The organism is Cyclobacterium sediminis (assembly GCF_054781075.1).
Genome location: NZ_BAAGVC010000003.1, coordinates 1,221,291 through 1,245,394, shown reverse-complemented (window position 1 = coordinate 1,245,394; position 24,104 = coordinate 1,221,291). Strand labels below are relative to the sequence as shown.

19 protein-coding genes and 1 tRNA gene are annotated in these 24,104 nt (G+C 39.1%); 15 read left to right on the top strand and 5 right to left on the bottom strand.

The genetic code is table 11. The annotated features are described in order from the left end of the window. Window positions 1-5: 5 nt before the first annotated feature. Window positions 6-590, top strand: coding sequence for a precorrin-2 dehydrogenase/sirohydrochlorin ferrochelatase family protein (locus tag ACYVHJ_RS07450; RefSeq protein ID WP_460513669.1), 585 nt, complete (start codon window positions 6-8; stop codon window positions 588-590). A 543-nt stretch (window positions 591-1,133) separates the two neighbouring features. Here the strand turns inward: ACYVHJ_RS07450 and ACYVHJ_RS07445 are convergent. Next, the gene (locus ACYVHJ_RS07445) at window positions 1,134-1,376 is read right to left on the bottom strand and encodes a hypothetical protein (RefSeq protein WP_339901186.1); all 243 of its coding nucleotides are present in this window, start codon (window positions 1,374-1,376) and stop codon (window positions 1,134-1,136) included. A gap of 365 nt (window positions 1,377-1,741) precedes the next feature. After that, on the bottom strand, window positions 1,742-2,974 hold the full coding sequence (gene lysA, locus ACYVHJ_RS07440) for a diaminopimelate decarboxylase family protein (protein WP_460513666.1): 1,233 nt from the start codon (window positions 2,972-2,974) through the stop codon (window positions 1,742-1,744). A 196-nt stretch (window positions 2,975-3,170) separates the two neighbouring features. Between lysA and ACYVHJ_RS07435 the strand changes: the two genes are divergently transcribed. The 5 genes from ACYVHJ_RS07435 to fumC all read left to right on the top strand — a co-directional run bounded on the left by ACYVHJ_RS07435 (window position 3,171) and on the right by fumC (window position 8,063). Continuing rightward, a complete protein-coding gene (locus ACYVHJ_RS07435; protein ID WP_460513664.1) occupies window positions 3,171-4,886 on the top strand; it encodes a sensor histidine kinase in 1,716 nt (571 codons plus the stop codon). Next, on the top strand, window positions 4,883-5,572 hold the full coding sequence (locus ACYVHJ_RS07430; protein WP_460513662.1) for a response regulator transcription factor: 690 nt from the start codon (window positions 4,883-4,885) through the stop codon (window positions 5,570-5,572). Before ACYVHJ_RS07435 ends, ACYVHJ_RS07430 begins: the two co-directional genes overlap by 4 nt. A 76-nt stretch (window positions 5,573-5,648) precedes the next feature. Further along, window positions 5,649-6,029: a RidA family protein gene (locus ACYVHJ_RS07425; protein ID WP_303612940.1), complete on the top strand. Its 381-nt coding sequence runs from the start codon at window positions 5,649-5,651 to the stop codon at window positions 6,027-6,029. Between the two features lie 28 nt (window positions 6,030-6,057). Beyond that, complete coding sequence (locus ACYVHJ_RS07420) at window positions 6,058-6,540, top strand: hypothetical protein (protein ID WP_460513660.1); 483 nt, start codon at window positions 6,058-6,060, stop codon at window positions 6,538-6,540. Between the two features lie 122 nt (window positions 6,541-6,662). Beyond that, complete coding sequence (fumC, locus tag ACYVHJ_RS07415; protein WP_460513658.1) at window positions 6,663-8,063, top strand: class II fumarate hydratase; 1,401 nt, start codon at window positions 6,663-6,665, stop codon at window positions 8,061-8,063. Window positions 8,064-8,139: 76 nt separating this feature from the next. On the opposite strand, the gene gcvP is transcribed toward fumC, so the two are convergent. Next, on the bottom strand, window positions 8,140-11,022 hold the full coding sequence (gcvP, locus tag ACYVHJ_RS07410) for an aminomethyl-transferring glycine dehydrogenase (RefSeq protein ID WP_460513656.1): 2,883 nt from the start codon (window positions 11,020-11,022) through the stop codon (window positions 8,140-8,142). A gap of 175 nt (window positions 11,023-11,197) precedes the next feature. Here gcvP and ACYVHJ_RS07405 point away from each other — a divergent pair, with 175 nt between their 5' ends. The 3 genes from ACYVHJ_RS07405 (at window position 11,198) to ACYVHJ_RS07395 (ending at window position 14,046) form a co-directional block, all read left to right on the top strand. Then, window positions 11,198-12,697 (top strand): zinc-binding metallopeptidase family protein, encoded by a 1,500-nt coding sequence (locus ACYVHJ_RS07405; RefSeq protein WP_460513653.1) that lies wholly within the window; start codon window positions 11,198-11,200, stop codon window positions 12,695-12,697. Between the two features lie 167 nt (window positions 12,698-12,864). Then, window positions 12,865-13,452 (top strand): hypothetical protein, encoded by a 588-nt coding sequence (locus tag ACYVHJ_RS07400; RefSeq protein WP_460513651.1) that lies wholly within the window; start codon window positions 12,865-12,867, stop codon window positions 13,450-13,452. A 138-nt stretch (window positions 13,453-13,590) separates the two neighbouring features. Then, window positions 13,591-14,046, top strand: a complete 456-nt coding sequence (locus ACYVHJ_RS07395) for a DinB family protein (protein WP_460513649.1) — start codon at window positions 13,591-13,593, stop codon at window positions 14,044-14,046. 96 nt (window positions 14,047-14,142) lie between these two features. Here the strand turns inward: ACYVHJ_RS07395 and ACYVHJ_RS07390 are convergent, their stop codons facing one another. Beyond that, entirely contained in the window at window positions 14,143-15,099 is a 957-nt protein-coding gene (locus tag ACYVHJ_RS07390; protein ID WP_339901943.1) for a sugar phosphate isomerase/epimerase family protein, read from the bottom strand. 180 nt (window positions 15,100-15,279) lie between these two features. On the opposite strand from ACYVHJ_RS07390, the gene ACYVHJ_RS07385 reads away from it, so the two are divergent. Further along, complete coding sequence (locus ACYVHJ_RS07385; RefSeq protein ID WP_460513647.1) at window positions 15,280-16,137, top strand: alpha/beta hydrolase; 858 nt, start codon at window positions 15,280-15,282, stop codon at window positions 16,135-16,137. A 49-nt stretch (window positions 16,138-16,186) separates the two neighbouring features. Here the strand turns inward: ACYVHJ_RS07385 and ACYVHJ_RS07380 are convergent, their stop codons facing one another. After that, window positions 16,187-17,542 (bottom strand): DEAD/DEAH box helicase, encoded by a 1,356-nt coding sequence (locus ACYVHJ_RS07380; protein ID WP_460513645.1) that lies wholly within the window; start codon window positions 17,540-17,542, stop codon window positions 16,187-16,189. A 69-nt stretch (window positions 17,543-17,611) separates the two neighbouring features. On the opposite strand from ACYVHJ_RS07380, the gene ACYVHJ_RS07375 reads away from it, so the two are divergent. The 5 genes from ACYVHJ_RS07375 to ACYVHJ_RS07355 all read left to right on the top strand — a co-directional run bounded on the left by ACYVHJ_RS07375 (window position 17,612) and on the right by ACYVHJ_RS07355 (window position 24,088). Next, complete coding sequence (locus tag ACYVHJ_RS07375; protein WP_460513642.1) at window positions 17,612-18,955, top strand: dihydroorotase; 1,344 nt, start codon at window positions 17,612-17,614, stop codon at window positions 18,953-18,955. Window positions 18,956-19,033: 78 nt separating this feature from the next. Further along, a tRNA-His gene (locus tag ACYVHJ_RS07370) sits at window positions 19,034-19,109 on the top strand. A gap of 564 nt (window positions 19,110-19,673) precedes the next feature. Continuing rightward, entirely contained in the window at window positions 19,674-21,590 is a 1,917-nt protein-coding gene (locus ACYVHJ_RS07365; RefSeq protein WP_339901947.1) for an amylo-alpha-1,6-glucosidase, read from the top strand. Between the two features lie 11 nt (window positions 21,591-21,601). Further along, window positions 21,602-22,882 carry a glycosyltransferase family 4 protein gene (locus ACYVHJ_RS07360; RefSeq protein WP_460513639.1) on the top strand — a complete coding sequence of 427 codons (1,281 nt, stop codon included), beginning with the start codon at window positions 21,602-21,604 and terminating at the stop codon, window positions 22,880-22,882. Window positions 22,883-22,885: 3 nt separating this feature from the next. After that, entirely contained in the window at window positions 22,886-24,088 is a 1,203-nt protein-coding gene (locus ACYVHJ_RS07355; RefSeq protein WP_460513637.1) for a glycoside hydrolase family 57 protein, read from the top strand. The last annotated feature ends 16 nt before the right edge of the window (window positions 24,089-24,104 follow it).

Here is a 24,104-nt window from a genome sequence, read left to right as displayed (position 1 = left end):
TAAGGATGAATGAATTGTATCCGGTTTTCTTAAAGATGCACCAACTGGAAACCTTATTGGTTGGTGGTGGGAATGTCGGATTGGAAAAATTAACTTTTCTATTGAAATCAAGTCCGAATGCTAAGGTGACTGTTGTTTCCATAGCCTTTTTGGAGGAGATTGTTGAAATCGCCAAAAACAATCCCAATATAATGTTGGTGAAAGAAGCTTATAATGAACAGTATCTCAATGAGAAACACTTGGTTATTGCGGCAACCGACGACAAAGAGGTCAATAAGGAAGTATATAGGGATGCTAAAAAGCGGTTTCTGCTTGTTAACGTGGCTGATACCCCGGAGTTCTGCGATTTTTACCTTGGGGGCATTGTAACCAAAGGAAATATAAAAATTGGCATCAGCACCAACGGGAAAAGCCCCACTACTGCCAAAAGGTTGCGGCAACTTTTTGAGGAAATAATTCCTGAGGACATCAATGAGATGGTTGAAAACATCAATAAGTATCGAGCAACTTTAAAAGGTGATTTTGAGGAGAAGGTGGATGCCTTGAATAAGCTAACTGTAGGCTTGATGAAAAAGAATAATAAAGAATGAGCAAATAAAAAGGGGCTGTTTAGCCCCTTTTTATTTGTTCGTTTTTCAAATCATTGATGTAGGATTTCAATAATTTTAATTTTTGTTCTTCACTCAGTTTTAAATCGGACTGTAAGAACCGATCAAAATGTCTATACATGGTTTTTTAGGTTATTTGTAGAATTAAATATAATATTTAATTTGAAAAAGACCAATTGATTGGGGTTTTTCATCCAAATAACCATACATTAATTTTACTTCAGTCACAAAATATGGACAATAGTAAAAAATTAACCAAGGTTTCAGGTTACTGGTCAACCTATCCCATTTCTTATTTTTCGAAATAACTTAATTGTAAGTTTAATATTAGATCAAATTAAAGAGGCAGATTTGGCCATTCTTATACAATAGTTCTGACAAGAGAAGCCTGATGATTTAATGGTTTTGACCTACCTGATAATTTTTTGTAGTTATTGATTTTGCTGTTTTCTTCATATCAAAAAAGTAAAGTTTAAATAATTCCTTCAGGTTGAAAATTGACCTTAATCAGTTCTCAACCTGAAGTCATAAATCGATCGCTTGATCAGTGTCAAGTAATTCGATATAATCACTGAAATATTTGTTAAAGGTTGCTACCAAATGGCTTAAATCACCATTCTGCATTTCTTGATGGATCTTGACAGTATCCATCCCCAATGCTTCACTTAAGGTTTCTGCGTATTCAAGAAGATCTTCTCCAATACCCCCGTTGTTTCTTTGATCCAAATGGACCTGCATAATTGCCTTTGTTTTGGACGCCATCATCATTTAATAGTTATTTAGTAAAAATTTTCTTTAACGGTTAACAATTCACACCATTCTTTGAACAAAAGTTGTTTCAGATAATGTAATTTGTTTTACGAAAGTCATTTTTTGTAATTCAATTTTTGAAATATTATTTTATGTTATTGAAATACACTTTAATGAAATCCTTAATTGCTGTTATATTTCTATAAATAATAGAATTAAATTGGAATATACAAATCGCAATTAAAAATAATTTCCTGGACGAAATTGTGCGGTAAAAGGAGTTTTATTTGGTGGAGTTAAAAATGAATTTTCCATCTGGAATTTTGGAAAAAGTAACAAAAATGTAGGAATAAAAAAGGGACAAAATTTTTTGCCCCTTTTTATTAAAAATCGATTGAAATTTGATTTTTGAGTATATCATCCATGCTCTCGCGCTTCCGAATAAGGTGATCTTTCTTATTTAAGATCAATACTTCAGCAGGTCTAAACCTTGAATTGTAATTGGAGGACATGCTATAACCGTAAGCTCCGGCATTTTTGATCGCAATAATGTCCCCTTCTTTGACTTCCTTGATTTTGCGGTCTGCAGCAATGGTATCCGTTTCACAGATATAACCCACAATGGTGTAGACTCTTTCTGGACCATCAAGTTTGGAAATGTTTACTACACTATGGTAGGCATCATACATCATTGGCCTTAACAAATGATTGAGGCCTGAGTTGACACCTACAAAGGTGGTGGCCGGAGTAGGTTTTACTACATTGGCTTTGGTAAGTAAATAGCCACACTCGCTTACCAAAAATTTCCCCGGTTCAAACCAGATTTCCAATTCCCTACCATATTCTTTGCAGAACGCTTTAAATGCTGCCGAAACTTTTTTTCCTACATCCTGAATATCGGTGGTGATGTCACCATTTTTATAGGCGACTTTAAATCCTCCTCCAAAATCAAGAAATGCCAAATCCTTAAATTCTCTGGCGGCATCAAATAATATCTCTGCACCTTGTAAGAATACTTCAGCATCAAGAATGTCTGATCCGGTGTGGACATGAAGTCCAACCACGTTTAAATCATAGGCTTGAACTACCTTAATAACGTGTTTTAACTGAAGGATGGAAATGCCAAACTTACTATCAATATGGCCTACAGAGATTTTTGCATTTCCGCCAGCTAAAATATGTGGATTTAAACGGATGCATATGGGAACATCATTTCCATATTCTGTTCCAAAATGCTCAAGCATGGGGATACTGTCAATGTTTACCATGACTCCATAAGCTACAGCCTCCTTGATTTCCTCAAAATCAACACAATTAGGAGTGTACATGATCTCTTCAGGAGAGAAACCCACATGTAGGCAAAGCTTTACCTCTTCTATGGAAACAGCATCTACCCCGGTACCGGCTTTCTTCATCAGCTTTAATATGTTGATGTTAGAAAGAGCCTTGGTAGCATATTTTATTTTCATCTTTACATCGGCAAATGCTTTTTTCAAAGTTTCTACCTGATGAAGGATTTTCTCCCCGTCATAAACATATACAGGGCTACCGTATTTCTCGGCAATATTCAGTAAGGGTATTTCCCCTATGCAATATTGTTGGTTTTTGATTTCCATCGCTTGTGATTTAGCCAGCAAATATAGATAAAGGATGGTAAAGTTAAAATGTAAAAGAGATAAGTCCTGTGAAAACGGAATCTTGATTGATTAATTTGGGTTATTAAATAATACCAAATAGGATTTTGCTAAGGTTTTACCTGTTAAAAAAAGTTAAGGAAGTGATTTAGAGGCGCTAATCATTTAGATTTGTAATATGTCAAAAACGAGTATCAAAATCATTGTTTTCTTGATGTCCCTAGCAAGTTTAGGGTTGATAGGTTTTCAGTTTTATTGGGTAGGGAATGTGCTTAAAATCAATGAAGAGCGTTTTGAGCAAAATGTTTATCAAGCACTTTCCTCAACTTCCGACCGTATAGAGAAAGGTGAAGCCAGTGATATATTGTTGAGTTCCCTCGCCAGAGATACGATTTTTCAAAAGGCTTTGCTGCAACCCATTGAGCCGATACAGTTGCAAGTAAGAAGGAGAAAAGTGGCCGTAAACAGGCCTTCAGTATTGGATTCACTTTTTGATCAGCCTATCCCTCAAATATCCCCTACTTTTAGGAAATTAATTGCTTCCAAAGAGGGGGAACCCAAAACTTTTAGCCAAATTGAAAAATACTTTTACATGTCACCTTCGGTGGCTTCCAGTCTTTTTACTCCGGATGAGCTGGAAATTTTACTTGCCGAAAAAGAACGCTACCTGCAATTTCTAAGTGAGAGAGACAGGAAAATGAGCAAAAGACAATATGCCAATAGTAGGCAGAATTTTATCATAGAGGAGTTGAATGTGTCACGAAATGTGGCAGAAAGTATTGTACAGGCCAATATGAAGATTGAATTGGTTGAAGTGGTGATTCATCAATTGTTGGCCCAGGGAAATCAGCATGTACTCAACAGACTTGATACCACGATGGTGAAAAAAGAAGTCAGAGATCAATTAATCAATAGAAATATTGACCAACCCTTTGAGTTAGGGATCGTTGGTAATAAAAACGAAATCGTGGGAATAGGCCATGTAAGTGATTTGGAATTTCTTAAAAATAAAGGGATAAAAGCAGAATTGTTCCCAAGTGACCTTTTGGGAGTAGAGAATTATTTGGTCATTCATTTCCCGAAAAAACAAAATTACCTGATGCAACAAGTGTTTTTGCCCTTGGGCAGTTCTTTGGTGTTTATGTGCATCATTATTGTTTGCTTTGTGTATGCCATAAAGGTGATTATCCGGCAGAAAAAGGTTTCTGAAATAAAGAATGACTTCATCAATAATATGACGCACGAGTTTAAAACACCTATATCTACCGTAAGTTTGGCCGTAGAAGCCTTACAGGATCCGGATTTATTTGGAGAGCAAGCTTTGCGTAAAAGGTATTTAAACATTATTAAGGATGAAAATGTAAGGCTAGGTAAGCAGGTTGAGCAAGTGTTGCAAGCTGCTGCCCTTGAAAAAAATGATTTTAATCTTAAAATAGAGAAGGTTGACCTAAAAGAACTTATTGAAGATACCAAGAAGCATTTTGAATTGCTCGTGGAAAATAGAGGAGGGACATTATCAACAGAATATTCTCTTTTGACAGGGCAGCTGGAAGTGGATGTTTTTCACCTGAACAATATTCTCAACAATTTGCTTGACAATGCCACCAAATATTCCAAAGATGCTCCGATAATAAAAATAACCGTTGAGGAGACGGAAACAAACTTTACCTTGTCCATAAGTGACAAAGGAATTGGTATCAGTAAAGAGGCACAGAAAAAAATATTTGACAAATTTTACAGGGTGCCAACAGGTAATTTGCACGATGTGAAAGGTTTTGGATTAGGGCTTTCTTATGTTAAAACCATGGTAGAAGCACATAATGGAACGATAAGGCTAGATAGCAATCCCGGGCAGGGAAGCGTGTTTACTATAAACTTACCCAAAAATAAATGAGCAAGATCAAAATTTTATTGGTAGAAGATGATCCCAACCTGGGAGATATATTGAAAGAATATTTAGGCGTAAAAGGCTTCGAAGTAATTTTATGTAGGGATGGAGAAGAGGGCTGGAATAAATACAAGAAAGATTACTACCAGTTATGTCTGCTAGATGTAATGATGCCCGTAAAGGATGGTTTTACCTTAGGGAAGGAGATAAGAAAAGTGGAAGAAAATATCCCCATTATTTACCTGACGGCAAAAAACATGAAAGAAGATGTCATCAAGGGCTTTCGGATTGGCGCAGACGATTACATCACCAAGCCTTTTAGCATGGAAGAACTCCTGATGAGGATCAATGCCATTTTGAGAAGAACCAATAGTCAGGGTGAAAAATCAGCTTTGAAATCCTATGTATTTGGCAACTTTACCCTGCATTATGACAAACAGCTGCTGGAAGGGCCTGAGGGGACGAATAAGCTTACTTCCAAGGAAAATGAGCTGCTTCGTTTATTGGCTTCTTCATTGAATGAAAATGTGAGCCGTTCTTTTGCATTGAAGCAAATTTGGGGAGATGACAGTTATTTTAATGCAAGAAGTATGGATGTATACCTAAGTAAGATCAGAAAATTGCTCAAAAATGATGGCTCCGTTCAAATCATCACCCTGCATGGAGAAGGGTTTAAGTTGGTTGTCAACTAGAGGCTTTTTCTTAAGTTAATTGATTATTTAAGCGATTAAAGTTTAATTTGTGCTCAAATCAATAACTTAAGAAATTATGTCCAAAGAAATTGTCAATTCCCCGGATGCTCCTGCTCCTATAGGTCCATACAGCCAAGCTGTAAAAGCCAATGGAATGCTGTTTGTTTCCGGTCAAATTGCCCTCGATGCAGATTCCGGTGAATTGCTTAATGCCAATATTACAGAAGAAACTCATGCGGTAATGAAGAATCTGGATGCCATTCTCAGGGCCTCGGGACTTACCTTCTCTAATGTGGTGAAATGCAGTATTTTTGTTAAAAATATGGCTGATTTTTCTACCATCAACGAAGCTTATGGACAGTATTTTAAGACCAATCCACCGGCAAGAGAAACCGTAGAGGTAAGCCGCCTGCCAAAAGATGTTCAGGTGGAAATTTCTTGTATCGCTGTTTTGTAACACCTTTGGGGCTTTAGTATTTTGTTTTATGGTGAAACTGGTTCCTAGCTATAGTGAAACTTTTGTAAGCACCTTGAGAAGTAAGGAGGTGATGGCAAGGGTAGCCTTAATAACCAGACCTGTAGACTACCTGGATGAAACAAAGTACCTGCCTCCGGGGCAAACCATTTTTTTTAATGGGAATATTGGGGAAAATAGTTTTAGAATTTCCAAAATAATTGATAGAGCGGATAGTTTTTTGCCTTTGATAAAAGGAGAAATAGCCCCTCTTCCCAAAGGCTGCCTGGTCTCCTTAAATTATTCTTTTTTTCCCGGAGCTTCTTTTTTTCTGGGATTTTGGGCCATTGTATCATTTGGCCTAACAGTTTTGTTTTTATCCGTAGTGCAGGATTGGAAATTGGCATTGATTTGTTTTTTGGTAGGGCTGGGAAATTATGGGTTTGCATGGGCCCATTTCAAGAGAAAGGTAAAAGAAAGCCAATCCCTTTTTCATGAACTAATGAAGCTGTAATATCTGATCATTAAAATAAGCTTAAGAAATCAAGATTTTGCTTCTCCTTTATGGATTGTGGCCGCCCTGTCGTATTTTAGCAGATCAATCAGTCAATTTATAAACTTTCAATAAATATTGTAATGGAATACAGGATAGAGAAGGATACCATGGGGCCGGTGGAGGTTCCTGCAGATAAATTTTGGGGTGCACAAACCCAAAGGTCTGTGAATAACTTTAAAATTGGTGGAGCAAAACACCAGATGCCCTTGGAGATCGTGCATGCTTTCGCCATTTTAAAAAAATCTGCTGCACAGGCCAATGCTGAACTTGGTGTTTTAGATCAGGCGAAAGCCGATATCATTAGCCAAACCTGTGATGAAATTCTTGAAGGTAAGCTGGACGATCAATTTCCCTTGGTAGTATGGCAAACCGGATCTGGCACCCAGTCCAATATGAATGTCAATGAGGTGGTTGCCTATCGTTCTCATGTGCTTTTGGGTGGCAGCTTGCAAGATGAAAAAAAGAAAATTCACCCGAATGATGATGTAAATAAATCTCAATCATCCAATGATACCTTTCCTACAGCCATGCATATTGCGGCCTACAAAATGGTGGTTGATACTACACTTCCGGGTGCACAAAAGCTTAGAGATACCCTTAAGGCCAAGTCTGATGAGTTTATGGAGGTGGTCAAAATAGGGCGGACTCACTTTATGGATGCTACGCCGCTCACACTAGGGCAAGAATTTTCCGGCTATGTAGCGCAGTTAGATCATGCCATAAATGCCATTAAAAACACCTTGCCTCATCTATCTGAATTGGCATTGGGAGGTACTGCTGTTGGTACAGGATTGAACACCCCTAATGGTTATGCTGAATTGGTGGCAGAGAAAATTGCACATTATTCAGGCAATCCTTTTATAACTGCTCCCAATAAATTTGAATCTTTGGCAGCCCATGATGCCATAGTAGAGACCCATGGAGCTTTGAAACAATTGGCCGTAAGCCTTATGAAAATTGCCAATGATGTCAGGATGTTGTCTTCAGGCCCTCGATCCGGGATTGGTGAAATCTTGATTCCTGAAAATGAACCGGGATCATCCATCATGCCAGGTAAGGTAAATCCTACGCAAGTTGAAGCTATGACCATGGTCTGTGCCCAGGTGATAGGCAATGATACCGCGGTATCTGTTGGTGGTATGAGCGGTCAGTTTGAGCTGAACGTATTCAAACCTATGATGGTAAATAATCTACTTAACTCCGCAAGATTATTGGGAGATGCTTGTGTTTCTTTCACAGACAATTGTGTGGTAGGTATTGCGCCGAATGTTCCTTTTATCAAAAGGCACCTTGAAAATAGCTTAATGCTTGTTACAGCACTTAATCCTCATATTGGCTATGAAAATGCCGCGAAAATCGCTAAAAAAGCCCATAAGGAAGGTACAAGCTTGCGCGAAGCAGCGCTTGATCTTGGCTTATTGACCAACGAGCAGTTTGACGAATGGGTACGTCCTGAAGACATGACAGGAAGTTTGAAGTAAAATTCTTTTTTACTATTATAAAAAGCCCCAACTTGAATTTCAAGTTGGGGCTTTTTATTTAGCTTGTTTAGCCTTTTTATTCGGTCTCAAAATCCGAGGTGGGAATACAGCTACACATAATGTTTCGGTCACCATAGGCAGCATCTATTCTGCCCACCGCCGGCCAAAATTTATTTTCTTTAACAAAAGGCAGTGGATAAGCCGCTTTTTCTCTGCTATAAGGCATTTCCCAATTGTCTGAGATAATACTTGCAGCAGTGTGGGGCGCATTTTTCAATACATTCACCTGTTTATCTGCTTTGCCTTCTTCAATTTCTCTGATTTCTTGACGTATGGCAATCATGGCTTCGCAGAAACGGTCCAATTCATCCTTAGATTCAGACTCTGTAGGTTCCACCATAAGTGTACCGGGTACAGGGAAAGAAACGGTCGGCGCATGAAAACCATAATCCATAAGTCGTTTTGCAATGTCTTCCACTTCCACACCAAAGGCTTTGAATGCCCTGCAATCCAGAATCATTTCATGTGCAGCCCGACCGTTGGCTCCGGTATATAGAATGGGAAAATCAGTCCCGAGGCGGGTTTTAATATAATTGGCATTCAAAATGGCAATTTTCGTCGCCTTGGATAAACCCTCTTCGCCCATCATGGCAATGTAAGCATAAGGAATAGGTAAAATACTTGAGCTGCCAAAAGGGGCGGCAGATATAGGGGTAATGGCAGCGGTACCTCCGGTCTTTACATAAGGATTTCCCGGAAGAAAAGGTACCAAATGCTTGGCTACACAAATGGGCCCCATACCCGGTCCACCTCCTCCATGAGGAATGCAGAATGTCTTGTGAAGATTAAGATGACAAACGTCTGCGCCGATCAAACCCGGACTGGTCAGTCCCACCTGTGCATTCATATTGGCCCCATCCATATATACTTGTCCGCCATATTCATGTACAAGGTCACAGATTTCTTTAATCGCCTCTTCAAAGACCCCATGGGTAGATGGATAGGTTACCATAAGGGCAGAAAGTTGGTCTTTATAGGCAGCTGCTTTTTCTTTGAAAGCTGCTACATCAATATTCCCTTTTTCATCACAAGGGACAATTACTACTTTCATTCCCGCCATGACTGCAGAGGCCGGGTTGGTACCGTGGGCCGAAGAAGGAATTAAGACGACGTTTCTAAAGTCTTCATTTCTACTTTGATGGTAAGCACGGATCACCATTAAACCTGCATACTCTCCTTGTGCCCCTGAATTGGGCTGCAAGGAGGTGTCAGAAAAGCCTGTAATTTCACTAAGCCAATTCCGAAGATCTTGAAACATCTCATAATAACCAGCCGCTTGATCCTGGGGTGCAAAGGGGTGTAGCTGCCCAATTTCCGGCCAGGTAATGGGGATCATTTCAGTGGTGGCATTGAGCTTCATGGTGCAAGAACCCAAAGAAATCATGGAGTGAACCAAAGATAAATCCTTGTTTTCAAGTTTTTTCATGTAGCGTAGCATTTCATGCTCAGAGTGGTATTTTTGGAATACCTCATGCTCTAAGAATTTGGATTTTCGCTCTAATTCAGAAGGAATGGTTGCTTCAATTTGACTTGGGATTTCCGGAACTTCAGGTTGTAACCTATTGGTGGATTTGGCAAATACTTCAAAAATTTCAACTACATCCTGTCTGGTTTTTGCCTGATCGAAGCTCAATAGAATATGGCCTTCATCGTACCTGAAGTTTAATTTTTTGGAAACTGCAAAGGCACGGATTTTTTCCATCTGTACTTGATCTACCTTGATACGGATGGTGTCAAAATAAGCCTTATTGATTTGTTCAAAGCCAATCTCACTGAGCCATTTAGCTGTCATAACGGCCAAGCCATGGGTGCGTGAAGCAATGGCTTTCAAACCCTTGGGTCCGTGATATACAGCATACATTCCGGCCATTACAGCCAATAATACCTGTGCTGTACAGATATTGGAGGTAGCCCTTTCTCTTTTGATATGTTGCTCCCTCGTTTGCAAAGCCATTCGGTAAGCATTTTTACCGGATTTGTCTACGGATACGCCTATGATTCTTCCGGGGATCTGTCTTTTATAGGATTCTTTTGTTGCAAAAAATGCTGCATGAGGACCTCCAAACCCCATAGGAACACCAAATCGTTGGGTACTGCCTATAACCACATCCGCTCCCATTTCCCCTGGGGGCTTGAGTAAGGTAAGACTCAATAGATCAGTACTAAAAGCTGTACTTACATGGTTTTCCTTTGCAGCACTTACCAGGGATTCATAATTGACAACTTCTCCATCCGAGTTGGGGTATTGTATAAGCATGCCAAATAAATCCGGATCGCTCAGGTCAAGATCAGCTAAGGGGCCAATTTTTAATGTGATGCCAATGGGGGTAGCTCGAGTTTTTAATATCGCCTTGGTTTGCTCAAAAACCTTTTCGTCTACATAGAAAGTATTTGCCTTTTTCTTGTTCCTGGCTTTTGCTGCGCTCAACATGGTCATGGCCTCTGCAGCTGCTGTTCCTTCATCCAAAAGAGAGGCGTTGGCCAACTCCATTCCTGTCAACTCACTCACCATGGTTTGAAAATTTATCAAGGCCTCCAATCTCCCTTGCGCGATTTCGGCCTGATAAGGGGTATAAGCCGTATACCAGCCCGGGTTTTCAAGAATATTTCTCTGAATAACTCCCGGTACCAAAGTATCGTAATATCCCAAACCAATATAAGATTTAAAAATTTGGTTTTTACCAATGGTAGCTTTGAAAGATTTAAGAAATAGATTTTCAGAAAGAGGCTTGGGAAGTTGTAAAGGCTGCTTTAGTCGGATAGTGCTGGGGATGGTTTCATCAATTAAAGTATCCAAGGAATCTACTCCTATGGTGTTTAGCATTTCCTGAAGCTCATTTTCAGAGGGTGAAATATGTCTATTTCTAAATTTTTCGGATGAAGCGAGATTGATTTTCATAAAAAGATAAAATATGATTAATTTTGGCGCGGCCAATAGATCTTGAATCGATCCGCAAAGTTAAAAATATTAGCTGATTTAGGTCTTTTATTTATGCTTAAATTACTTCATATAAACCAGTTGAAATGGGAGATATTGGCAAAATCTACCTTAGCTATAAACTTAATTAACCAATATGAAAAATAAATCAACTTTAGTTGCATTATTTGTTTTTGTAGTTTTTTCAAATCCAATATTTGGACAGGAAGATCTCTCATTAAAATATGCATCAACAATTCAGTCAGGGGATTTAAAAAAGCACTTGACGTATTTAGCTTCCGATGAACTAAAAGGACGAGATACAGGGTCTGAGGGTCAGAAATTGGCAGCAGATTACTTGATAGATTTTTACAAAGCTAACGATCTCAAGGGGCCTGTAGATGGAAGTTATCTTCAGCCTTTTCAGTTGTCAAGTGTTAGCTGGAAAGAAGTCTCGTTAAAAATTGGCAAAACCAAATTAACATTAAATGAGGACTTTGTATTTGTGGGAGATGCAGATATGAAGAGGAATAAAAAGACTGATTTGGTTTTTTTAGGTTTAGCTTCAGATGAGAACATTTCAAAAGTAAAAGTGGAAGGAAAAATGGTTGGCTTATGGGCCATCGGAAATAATGTTGGGCAAGCCATTAATAAAGTAATGGATGCAGGTGCAATTGGGGCTTTGATTGTAACCATGGAGGGACAAGCCAATTTTGACAGAATGGCCAATCGCTACAAAAGCTTGACAGGTAAGGGTAGGATGGGCTTTGATAAACCCACAGAGCAAAAGCCGGTGTTTATGGTTAGTTCAATCAAAATGGGAGAGCTTTTTGAAACACCAGTGGATGTGTTGAAAGAAGCGGCCAAAAATGATCCATCAGTAATTCCTTCTCAAAAAGCTGTTTTTAAGGTGGTGAAGCAAAAAGATTATGTTGATACTGAAAATGTAATGGCCTTCCTTGAGGGTACTGATAAAAAAGAAGAAGTTTTGGTGATTTCTTCTCACTACGATCATATCGGTGTAAGCAGCACAGGAGAAATAAACAATGGTGCGGACGATGATGGATCCGGAACAGTTTCTGTAATGGAAATTGCCGAAGCATTTGCTCAGGCTGCAAGAGATGGATACAGTCCAAGACGTAGTATTTTGTTTTTAAATGTTACAGGTGAAGAAAAAGGTTTGCTTGGCTCTGAGTACTATTCCGAAAACCCTGTGTTCCCTTTAGAAAATACGGTAAACAATATCAATATCGACATGGTGGGAAGGATTGATTATGAATACCAGGATGCCGAAAACCAAGATTATGTTTATGTGATAGGTTCTGAAATGCTGTCTTCCCAATTAAAAATCATCAATGAATACAATAATATAACCTATACCAATTTAATTTTAGATTATAGGTATGATGCAGAGGACGATCCCAATAGGTTTTACTACCGATCCGATCATTACAATTTTGCCAAGCACAATATTCCTGTAATATTCTTTTTTAATGGTGTTCATGATGATTACCATAGACCTACGGATACGGTAGATAAAATTGAATTTGATTTGATGGAGAAAAGAGCGAAACTGATTTTCCATACAGCTTGGGATTTGGCCAATCGTGAAAATAGAACTCCTGTGGACGGTACAAACAATCGTACAGATAGGTAGTATTGCTGTCAAAAATTGATTGATAAAGGGCTTAGGTTGCAATACCTAAGCCCTTTTTCGCTTATAAATAGGTATCCGTCTTATCAGTTTTCTTCACAAACTTTTATAGGACTCAAAAACTTTGATTATATTCATAAACTCTAATTGCAATCAATCCTAAAATGGCCATGAAAAAAATAGTATTCAGTCTTTTCGTTTTATTTTTAGCAAGTGAGTTAGAAGCCCAACAAATTCCCGATAAAGCCGCTCAGATTAAGGCTGCAGTCTTGGCTGCGCCTCAGGATTTTAGAAAAGGAGCCAAGGTGTACGGATATGATGCCAATGGAGATTGGACTGTGCTTAGGGAGGGTAACAATGAAATGATTTGTATTGCAGATAATCCCCAGACAGAGGGTTTCAGTGTTTCTTGTTACCATAAAGATTTAGAACCTTTTATGAAAAGAGGAAGAGCATTGAAAAAAGAAGGTAAAAACTTCAAGCAAATATTTGACACCCGTGAGAAAGAAGCCAAAAGTGGTAGTCTTAAAATGCCCGGTGAGCCTGCTTCCCTTTATGTGTTATCCGCAGATAAAGCGGATTTTGATCCCATGAAAGGCAAAGTTGACAATACCTACCTCCGCTATGTGGTTTATATCCCATGGGCCACTAAGGAAAGTACGGGTTTGTCCACAAAACCTGATTTCCCAGGCATGCCATGGATAATGGATCCGGGTACACATCGGGCACATATCATGATTAGCCCTCCAAAAGATTAGGTGAGGATTGCAGGCTGAATTTACCGTCCCGAAAACAAGTCCGGGGTTATTTCTTTATTTTATAAATTTTGTCTTTATCAGTCTTGGATAGGGGGAGGCAAGCTCCTTTGATTGACTGAGTTAATATTTTATTATTGGATGGAAGCTACCTTTAAAACCTGGAAAACAAGTAGAAACCTTTTTCTTACCTTACTTGAAAGTTATAAGCTCGATCAGTTAAACCAAGTTCCGCAAGGGTTTAATAACAACCTGATTTGGAATATTGGTCATGTAATTGTAGCCCAACAAGGGCTTGTATACAAGGGGTCCGGATTGCCCACCCACCTGCCCGATGAGATGTTTGGAAGGTATGGTATAGGAACCAAGCCGGAAGTCCCAGTATCTGTGGACGAATATGAAGTGTTGAAAGCACTTCTAATGGATTTAATTCCGCAAACGGAATCCGACTTTTATAATGGTAAGTTTGTCACCTATCATGAAAGGACCACCAAAACAGGTTTTCACTTGAGCACTGTGGAAGATGCTTTAGTTTTTAATAATTTTCATGAAGGCCTACACATGGGTTATATAATGAGTATTCGAAAATTTATTTAGAGTAGATAGATTTGATCTGGCCTCAACTTGCTTAGATGCTGAGCATGAATCAGGAGATCAATTTCCTGTTTTTTGTTCAAAATTAAGACAAACGTCTTACAGGTTTACCAAGGCCAGTACTTTATTGATGGCTTCTTTGTTAACTTGGAGTGCAGCATCATCTTCCATGTCATTGAGAACCTGATTAAAAGGCTCTGTTCTAATGGGGCCATCATAACCAATGGCCACCAAGCCCTCCATAAAAGCTTTGAGATTGATAACGCCCGTTGACAAGGGGAGTTCTCGCTTTAAATCCACCTGAGTTTCTCTGCTAAAGCCCTTTCTAGCATCATTTATATCTACCACCACAATGTCCTCTGCCTTGAGTTGGAGGATGTCTTCTTTATTGTCATTTGCAGTATACCAATGGAATGAATCCAATACGAATCCCACGTTACTTTGACCGGTGGCCGCGATGAGTTCCTTCCCTTCTTTCATGGTGGATATAAAAGGATACTTGTTTTGATTCAGCAAAGGTCTAGTTCCAAGGTATTCCAGCCCCAGTCTAATGCCATAATCCTTCATGACACGAGCACATTCCCCCAAACGATAGGCGTGTTGATTCATGTTCTCATTATAGGTAAGGGAATTGTGAGAAGATATAATCCAGGTATTGATGCGGGTGGCTCCAAGTTTTTCCATCGTCTTACAAAATGGTGCTAACTTTTTGAAATCTTCAAGAAAACTGCGATTGTCCTTTCTGAAGGCTACAGGTAGATTTGTAGACCCAAAACCTATTTTATTTGCCTTCATTTTGTCCTTTAGGTCTGCCAATTGCCCCGGGGAATAATCCTGCTTGACCTCTTCTACAAAAGGACTTATGGTTTCATATCCATAGTTAATGGCATAATCCAGTGTTTGGACAAGGTTTGCCTTGACTCCGATAATGCCGGGGTTTAGGGCTATTTTAAATTTTCTTGCCGGATTAGTTTTGGCTTTTAAGCACCCGTTTCCCATGGTGCCTGCCGCCAATAAGGCAAGCGCTGAATTGCTAAGAAATTTTCTCCTTTCCATAATTGAATGAATACATTGACCTTGTTTCTAAGGTTAAAGTAATAAAAATACCATTGCTTTTTTGGATACCTACCTATTAATTCAGTCAATTCCCTTTAGGTTGTGATATTTAGGCTTTAAATAAATAGATAAATAAGAATAATTCTTTACTTTCCCTAGCCAAAATAAACCGATAAAAAGATGAAAATTTTACGAATATTATTGCCCTTGTTTTTTGTTTCTTTCTCAGGCTTGTTGGCCCAGGAAAGCAGGGTGTTTGATGCCTTGACCTTGGATAGTAAAATCCTTGGTATGGAGAGGAAATTTGCTGTTTACCTGCCTCCGGGCTATGAGTATTCCCAAAGATCTTACCCTGTACTCTATTTGCTTCATGGTGCAGGAGACGATCAAACCGGCTGGGTTCAATTTGGGGAAGTACAACAAATAGCAGACAATGCCTTTGAAGATGGAACCGCCACACCAATGATTATTGTAATGCCGGATGCTAATACAGGGAAAAGAGGTTATTTCAATGATATCAAAAATGAATGGAGGTATGAAGATTTCTTCTTTGAAGAATTAATGCCCTATGTGGAGTCTCAATACAGGATCAAGCGTGTAAAGAAATATAGGGCGATTTCAGGCCTTTCTATGGGAGGTGGTGGAACTTATTTCTATGCCATGCATCGGCCGGATTTGTTTTCATCGGCTTGCCCTCTTAGTGCCTCATTAAGGAATACGGCGTATGATGATTTTGTAAAAAGATATGAGGGCGACGTCAAGGATAAAGACCAATTGAAAGCTTATTACGACAAGCATCAGGCTTTAAGGCAACTGGAGCTTAATGATATGGAGAAAATTAAATCGGTAAAATGGTTTTTTGATTGTGGAGATGACGATTTTTTGTATGAAGGAAATAGTCTTGTGCATATTGCCATGAAGAAAATGGAAATCCCTCATGAATTTAGGATTCGTGATGGCGCGCATAATTGGACGTATTGGAGAGAATCACTTCCGAATGTCCTTGCCTTTGTTTCAGACACTTTTCATCAGAAGTAATTGAAATACATCCAATTTAGCACAAAAACAAATAGGTGAGCTTGCTCGCCTATTTGTTTTTGTGCTTGCTTTTTTTCTTCATTTGGTTTCTGTTCCGTTTGGCCTTGCTGTTTTTGTTGCCACGCTTCTCTTCTTTCTCCTTATAAGGTTTCGCATACCCCTTTTTTTCATGAAAAGCCCCTTTAAATTCAGGGTCATTGCCTCTTTTTTGTTTGTCGATCTCCCTTTCGTAATCCTGCTTTTCTTCAAAAGGGGTTTTGTGAATGGTGATTTCTTCAGGGATTTCCTGCTCGGGTACGAGCATTCTTATGATCGACTCTATTTTTTCAAAATGAAAAGCTTCGGCAGGGTTTATAAATGCAGCTGCTTTGCCTTCATTTTCCGCCCTCCCTGTTCTGCCGATTCGATGAACATAATCCTCATAAATCAAGGGTACATCAAAATTGATGACATGACTGACTAAACTTACATCTAAGCCTCTGGCTGCTACATCGGTTGCTACCAAAATTTTCACCTCTCCTTTTTTGAAATCATCCATACTGTTGATCCTTGTATTTTGGCCTTTATTGGCATGGATGACCCGTATACTTCCGGATTGATTTTTTTGAAGGTATTGATGGACCGTGTCAGCATTTTTACGAGACTTGGTAAAGATAATCCCTCTCTCAAAACCATCCTCGTTGACAAGTCTTAGCAATAGGTCTAGCTTTGTTCTGATATTGGGGACAAAATATTTTACCTGCTCGATGGTTTCGGCAGTAGTGGCTTGAGGAGCTACTTCTACACGTTCGGGGAATTCAAGAAATTCAAAAGAGAGATTTTCAACTCGTTGGCTAAAGGTAGCAGAAAACAGGAGGTTTTGTTTTTTGACAGGGATTACTTCCAGAATGTTTTTAATTTGTGGAAGGAAGCCCATGTCCAGCATTTTGTCAGCTTCATCCAAAACCATGGTTTTAATGTCTCTGGTATAGATTTCTCCTTTATGGTAAAGGTCGATGAATCTTCCGGGGGTAGCAATGATGATGTCTACTCCTTCCTGTAATTTTTCAATCTGTGGTTTTGGGCCCAATCCTCCGTAAAGGCAAACATATCTTAGGTCGGTATATTTACCAAAACCTACCACTGCCTCTTCAATTTGCATCACCAGTTCTCTGGTAGGAGCCATTATTAAGGCTCGAGGGTGCCTGCCTTGAGCATACTTTACCTTGTACAATAAGGGCAAGACATAAGCTGCGGTTTTACCCGTTCCTGTTTGGGCGATGCCAAGAATATCGTGACCGGCCAATGCTAATGGAATGGCCTTTTCCTGTATAGGGGTAGGTTTTTCATAACCAATTTCCTTCACAGCATTTAAAAGTTGGTTATTCAGTTTAAAATTTTCGAAAGATGATAGCTGATCGGACATGATTTTATAAATTTAGGAAAATATTAAGAGGTGTTTCGACCCAAGCACCTACCATAAAAAACAAATGCTATGAAAAGAATACTAATCCGTGATGCAAATATAGTAAATGAAGGTAAGATTATACGTGGAGATGTATATATAAAGGAGGGCTTGATTTTTTCAGTGGGAGGAGATTTGTCAGGAAAAGAGGCAGATATAGTGATAGATGCCAATGGAAAATACCTTTTGCCGGGGTTAATTGATGATCAGGTTCATTTCAGAGAGCCGGGGTTGACACATAAGGCAGAAATCTATACAGAAAGTAAAACGGCAGTAGCTGGTGGGGTGACAAGCTTTATGGAAATGCCAAATACCATCCCTCAAAGTATTACCCACGAGCTATTGGAAGAGAAGTATGCCATTGGTGCGGCCAAGTCCTTAGCAAATTACTCTTTTTATTTAGGGGCAACCAATGATAATATTGAAACCATCAAAAGTGTAGATGTAAAAAATGTTTGTGGAGTGAAGGTTTTTCAAGGATCGTCCACCGGCAATATGTTAGTAGATAATCCAAACAGTTTGGAGGCCATATTTAAAGAATGTCCGATTTTAATAGCTACCCATAGTGAAAATGACAACATCATTAAAGCAAACTTAGAAAGATTTAAGCAGGAATATGGAGAAGAGATTCCGGCAAAATTTCACCCTAAGATCAGATCGGAGGAAGCCTGTTATGATGCCTCCAAAATTGTAGTGGAGATGGCCCGTGCCCATGGTACAAAGCTGCATGTATTGCATATCAGTACAGGGAAAGAGGTAGGTTTATTTGACAATACCTCACCGCTTGCGGAAAAAAGGATTACGGCAGAGGCTTGCATACATCACTTATGGTTTTCTGAAGAGGATTATGACAGCAAGGGAAATTGGATCAAATGGAACCCGGCCATCAAAACTTCAAATGACAGGGATACCATATTAAAAGGGGTGCTGGAGGGTAATATTGACGTAATTGCTACCGATCATGCTCCACATACCATTGAAGAAAAAGAACAGCCTTACCTTAAGGCTCCTTCAGGAGGGCCTTTATTGCAACATGGTTTGATGGCCTTACTTGAAATGTACCATAATGGAAAAATAAGCTTGGCACAAATCGTTCAGAAAACAAGTCATAATGTGGCCATACTTTTTGAAATTGAAAACAGAGGATTTTTAAGAGAAGGCTATTTTGCAGATATGGTATTGGTAGATTTGGATGATTCCTGGGAAGTCAACAGAGGTAATGTGCTTTCTAAATGTGGATGGTCTCCTTTCGAAGGACAAAAGTTCAGGTCAAAAGTTACCCATACAATAGTTTCAGGCCATTTGGCCTATGAGAATGGCGTCTTTAATGAAGAAAAAAGGGGTGAAAGACTTAAATTTTCAAGAAATATTTAACTTGGTATTGCGTGACTGAAAAAAGCATATTACCTTTGCAATCCCATCTGATAAAAGAATCAGGAAATGAAATAAAATGGTGATTGTAGCTCAGCTGGTTAGAGCGCTGGTTTGTGGATCCAGAGGTCGCCGGTTCGAAACCGGTCTTTCACCCAAACCCTCCCTTTGATTTGGGAGGGTTGTTTTTTTATAACGGCATCCTTCATAGGGTTTATTCATATACCGACAAATTTTAGAACAATGCAGGGTAAATGGGAACAGTCTCTTTTCTCTTCTTTTGAATGGTGAAAGAGCAATATTCTAGACTTGATTAATATCCGCTTTTGTTCGTTTTCCAAACAGCAGGTATTCATGTTTATGGCATGTTATTTGATTAGCGATTGTTGTAGAATTCATTTAATTTCAGAAGATCATGTTTAAGTTACTTCAGCCTTCCAAAAATTTTCCTCAAATAAAATATGTTAATTTAAATCATGTACAAATGTATATGGTGAAATTTGAGGAATCCATTAAGAATTTAGAAAAGATTCAAAAAGAAGCTCCTTGAGTAGCTGTTGAAAATATAAAATTCCACAAGAACTCTAATTGAGTTCTTTTTTTTTGTCAAAAAGTCAGTGATATTTTAATCATTTTGATTAATTGCTTTAGTTTTTATCTTAAATATTTTTCTTTACGAAGGATTAAAGTATTTTTATAAAAACCTCAAACTTTTGATTAAATGAGCTATATACACTTTGATAAGACTCAACTCATTAACCTCAATTACTCTTTAGAAAAAGAGATTATTCGTTCAAACCCCTTGGGTTGTTATACGAGTACCACCATTATTGGCTGTAATACAAGGAAATACCATGGGCTGCTCGTTGCACCACAACCGCAAATAGACGGTCAACTGCACGTGATGCTATCCAATGTGCATGAGAGTATTGTACAAAAAGATGCCGTTTTTAACCTAGGAATTAATAAATACCCGGGTACCTATTCCCCCAGGGGACATAAATATCTTGAAGATTTTGACTCAGAGCCTATCCCAAAACTTACCTACAGGGTGGGGGGAGTGATTTTTGAAAAAGAGATTATCCTGGACTCTACAACAGACCGGGTAATGATTAGGTATACATTGGCAGATGCCGTTATTCCTACTAAGATAAGAATTAATCCTTTTTTGGCTTTTCGTGGTTACCATGGATTATCTAAAGCCAATACCTATGTAAATAAAAAAATAAAGAAGATCGAAAATGGTGTACAGGTTCAGCTTTATGAAGCCTATGATCCTTTGTCATTACAGGTGTCGATGAACAACGATTTTGTTCCCGTTCCTGATTGGTTTTACAATATAGAATACTCCAAAGAAATAGAGCGAGGCTACGATTATCAAGAAGACTTGTATGTCCCCGGGTACTTCGAGTTTGAAATGGAAAAAGGGGACGAAGTTATTTTTTCGGCCGGATTAAAAGTAGCCAATACGGCTGAACTTCATGATAATTTTAATGAGGAAATTAAAAGAAGAATACCAAGAGATAATTTTGAAAACTGTCTGAAAAATTCTGCCAGCCAGTTTATAAGCAAACGCGATGGGGAAACACGTGTGATTGCCGGGTATCCTTGGTTTGGCTGGTGGGGTAGAGATACTTTTATCGCATTGCCTGGGCTTACCTTGACCATGGAAGATAATCAAACCTTTTTAGATGTTATGGATTCCATGACCAAGGATTTGAAAGGAGCCATGTTTCCAAATGTAGGAAGTGGTGTTTCTACAAATATGAACTCCATAGATGCACCACTTTGGTTCTTCTGGACTTTGCAGCAATATATTATTTTTACAGGTGACAAGGAGAGCATTCTGTCGAAATATATAGATAAATGCAAAGGGATAATAGATGGCTTTAAGGCAGGGACAGATTTTAAAATTCATGTGCAGGAAGATGGACTTATCAGTGGAGGTGTAGAAGGTGTTGGCTTGACTTGGATGGATGCGGTTACCAAAGAAGGGCCGGTGACCCCTAGAATTGGCTGTCCTGTAGAAATCAATGCCTTATGGTACAATGCCCTGAGGTTTTATCATGAAATGACCGGAGATGATGAAGCGCGTGAATTGGCAGATCAGGTGGAGGTAAGCTTTGTGGATCGATTTTGGTCTGAGAAAAAAGGTTACTTAGCAGATGTAATCACCGATGAAGATAAGGACTGGTCCATTAGGCCAAATATGGTCTTTGCTACCTCTTTACCTTATAGCCCACTTTCCAATGAACAAAAAGACAGTGTATTGGAGGTGGTAAAAACCAATTTATTTACCTATAGAGGCTTAAGGACTTTGGCACCGAGTGATCCTCGATACAAAGGATATTATAAAGGGGATCAAACCGAAAGGGACAATGCATACCATCAAGGGACAGCCTGGCCTTGGTTATTAGGGCATTTTGCTGAAGGCTATTTGAAATTGCATGGGAAGCAAGGCAAGAAACTGGTGGAAACCATGATCGATAGCTTTGATGAGGTGATGACGCAATATGGGATTGGAACAATTGCGGAAATTTATGAAGGTGATCCGCCCCACAGGCCCAAAGGAGCAATTTCTCAAGCTTGGAGTGTAGGTGAATTGTTAAGGATGAAATATTTAATCAACAACTTGTAAAGGGACAATATATGAAAGTATTAATGTTTGGTTGGGAATTTCCTCCTCATATTTCTGGTGGTTTAGGTACTGCCTGTTATGGTTTAGTTAAAGGAATGGACCACCACAAACAAGACCTGATTTTTGTTGTCCCAAAACTTTGGGGGGATGAAGATCCATTGGCTGAATTTGTGAACGCGAGTGAAATAGAAATTGATTATAGGGAACGCCGGTTTCGTGATATCTGGAAAAACCTGACCTACCTTGAGGTTAGTTCTTTTCTGGTTCCCTACCTCAGCCCTGAGGAATATCATAACCATACCGAACGTTTGCTTAAAGATCAGGATGAGCTTGAATCCAGTGTTCTGGCCAATAAATTTAGTTTTAGTGGAAAATATGGTAAAGACCTGATACTGGAAGTGTCACGTTATGCGCTGGTTGCCGCTCAAATTGCCAAAAATAAAAAGTTTGACTTGATTCATGCCCATGATTGGCTTTCCTTTCCCGCAGGTATAGCCGCCAAACAGATCAGTGGCAAACCCATGATTGCGCATGTACATGCCACAGAATTTGACCGTTCCGGCCAAACTGTAAATCAAAGGGTCTTTGATATAGAGAAAGCAGGTATGGAAGCAGCGGATAAAATTATTGCTGTAAGCCAACTCACCAAAAATACAATAGTGACCAAATATGGCATACCTGAAGAAAAGGTAACCGTAGTTCACAATGCTGTATTGGATACAAGTATCATCAAGTCCCATGTGGAGAAAAAGGTGCCGGAAAAAATTGTCACTTTTCTAGGAAGAATAACCTTTCAGAAAGGACCCGAATATTTTGTGGAAGCTGCGGCAAAAGTGATAAAGAAAGATGAAAATGTCCGTTTTGTGATGGCTGGATCGGGAGATCTTCTCAACCGCATGATTCAAAGGGTTGCCGAACTAAGGATAGGTACAAAATTTCATTTTACGGGCTTCCTAAAAGGAGATGATGTGGACAAAATGTTTGCCTTAAGTGATGTATATGTCATGCCTTCCGTTTCAGAGCCATTTGGAATTTCACCGCTAGAGGCTGTAAGGCACAGTACCCCGGTGATTATCTCTAAGCAGTCCGGCGTAGCAGAAGTGCTACAAAACGCAGTGAAGGTGGATTTCTGGGATATCGATGCAATGGCTGATTCCATTTTTGCACTGTTGCATTACAATGGGATATCCAAAATGTTTAAAGAAATGGGTAGAGAAGAATTAAAAAGGCTCAAATGGGAGCACGTTGCCGAAAAAGTAATAGGTATTTATAAGCAAACCGTTAATCAATAGGATATGAGAACCATTTGTTTTTATTTTCAAGTACACCAACCCTTTAGATTAAAACCTTATCGCTTTTTTGAGATTGGGGATGATCATGATTATTGGGATGACTACTCGAACAGAAACATCATGAATAAGGTAGCCAAAAAGTGCTACTTGCCAATGAATCAACTTTTGTTGGAATTAATCAGGAAATTTGATGGGAAGTTCAAGGTGTGCTTTTCACTCTCAGGTACGGTTCTCGACCAAATGGAGGCCTATGCCCCGGAAGTGCTTCACAGTTTCCAAGAACTGGTGGCTACAGGTCATGTAGAATTACTCAATGAGACTTATGGTCATTCACTCTGTGCCCTCAAGAGTGAGACTGAGTTTAAAGATATGGTAAAGCTGCATCAGGAGAAGATTCAGCATCACTTCAATGGCTATAAACCCAAGGTGTTTAGAAATACTGAGTTGATCTACTCTGATGAAATAGGGGCGATGGTCTCAAAAATGGGCTTTGAAGGGATCCTGTCTGAAGGAGCCAAGCATATCCTGGGATGGAAAAGCCCCAATTTTGTATATGTAAATTCAATTGAACCCAAACTGAAAGTATTGCTTAAAAATTTCAGACTTAGTGATGATATAGCATTTAGATTTGGGGAAAAAACCTGGACGGATTATCCACTCACCACTGATAAGTTTATAGGTTGGCTCAATCAAGTGCCCAAGGAAGATGAAGTGATCAACCTGTTTATGGATTATGAGACATTTGGTGAACACCAATGGAAGGAGACTGGGATTTTTGAATTTATGAAAGACCTTCCGGGTGCAATTTTCCAACAAACGGACTTTAGCTTTTCTACGCCATCGGAGGTAATCGCCAATGCATCTCCTGTAGGGCAGATCAATGTGCCTACTCCGATTTCCTGGGCGGATGAGGAGCGTGATCTTACCGCTTGGTTAGGTAATGACCTTCAAGACGAAGCATTTGACAGACTCTTTGAATTGGAGAATATGGTAAAACGCTGTGATGATCCTGAGATTTATAAAGATTGGAGGTATTTACAAACCAGCGATCATTTTTATTATATGTGCACCAAGTTTTTCTCCGATGGTGACATACATGCTTATTTTAGCCCCTACGAAAGTCCCTATGAAGCCTTTATCAATTATATGAATGTTCTTAGCGATTTTATACTTCGATTGAAACAAGCTGAAAAAGCAAAGGCCTAATTGACTTCGGATACAA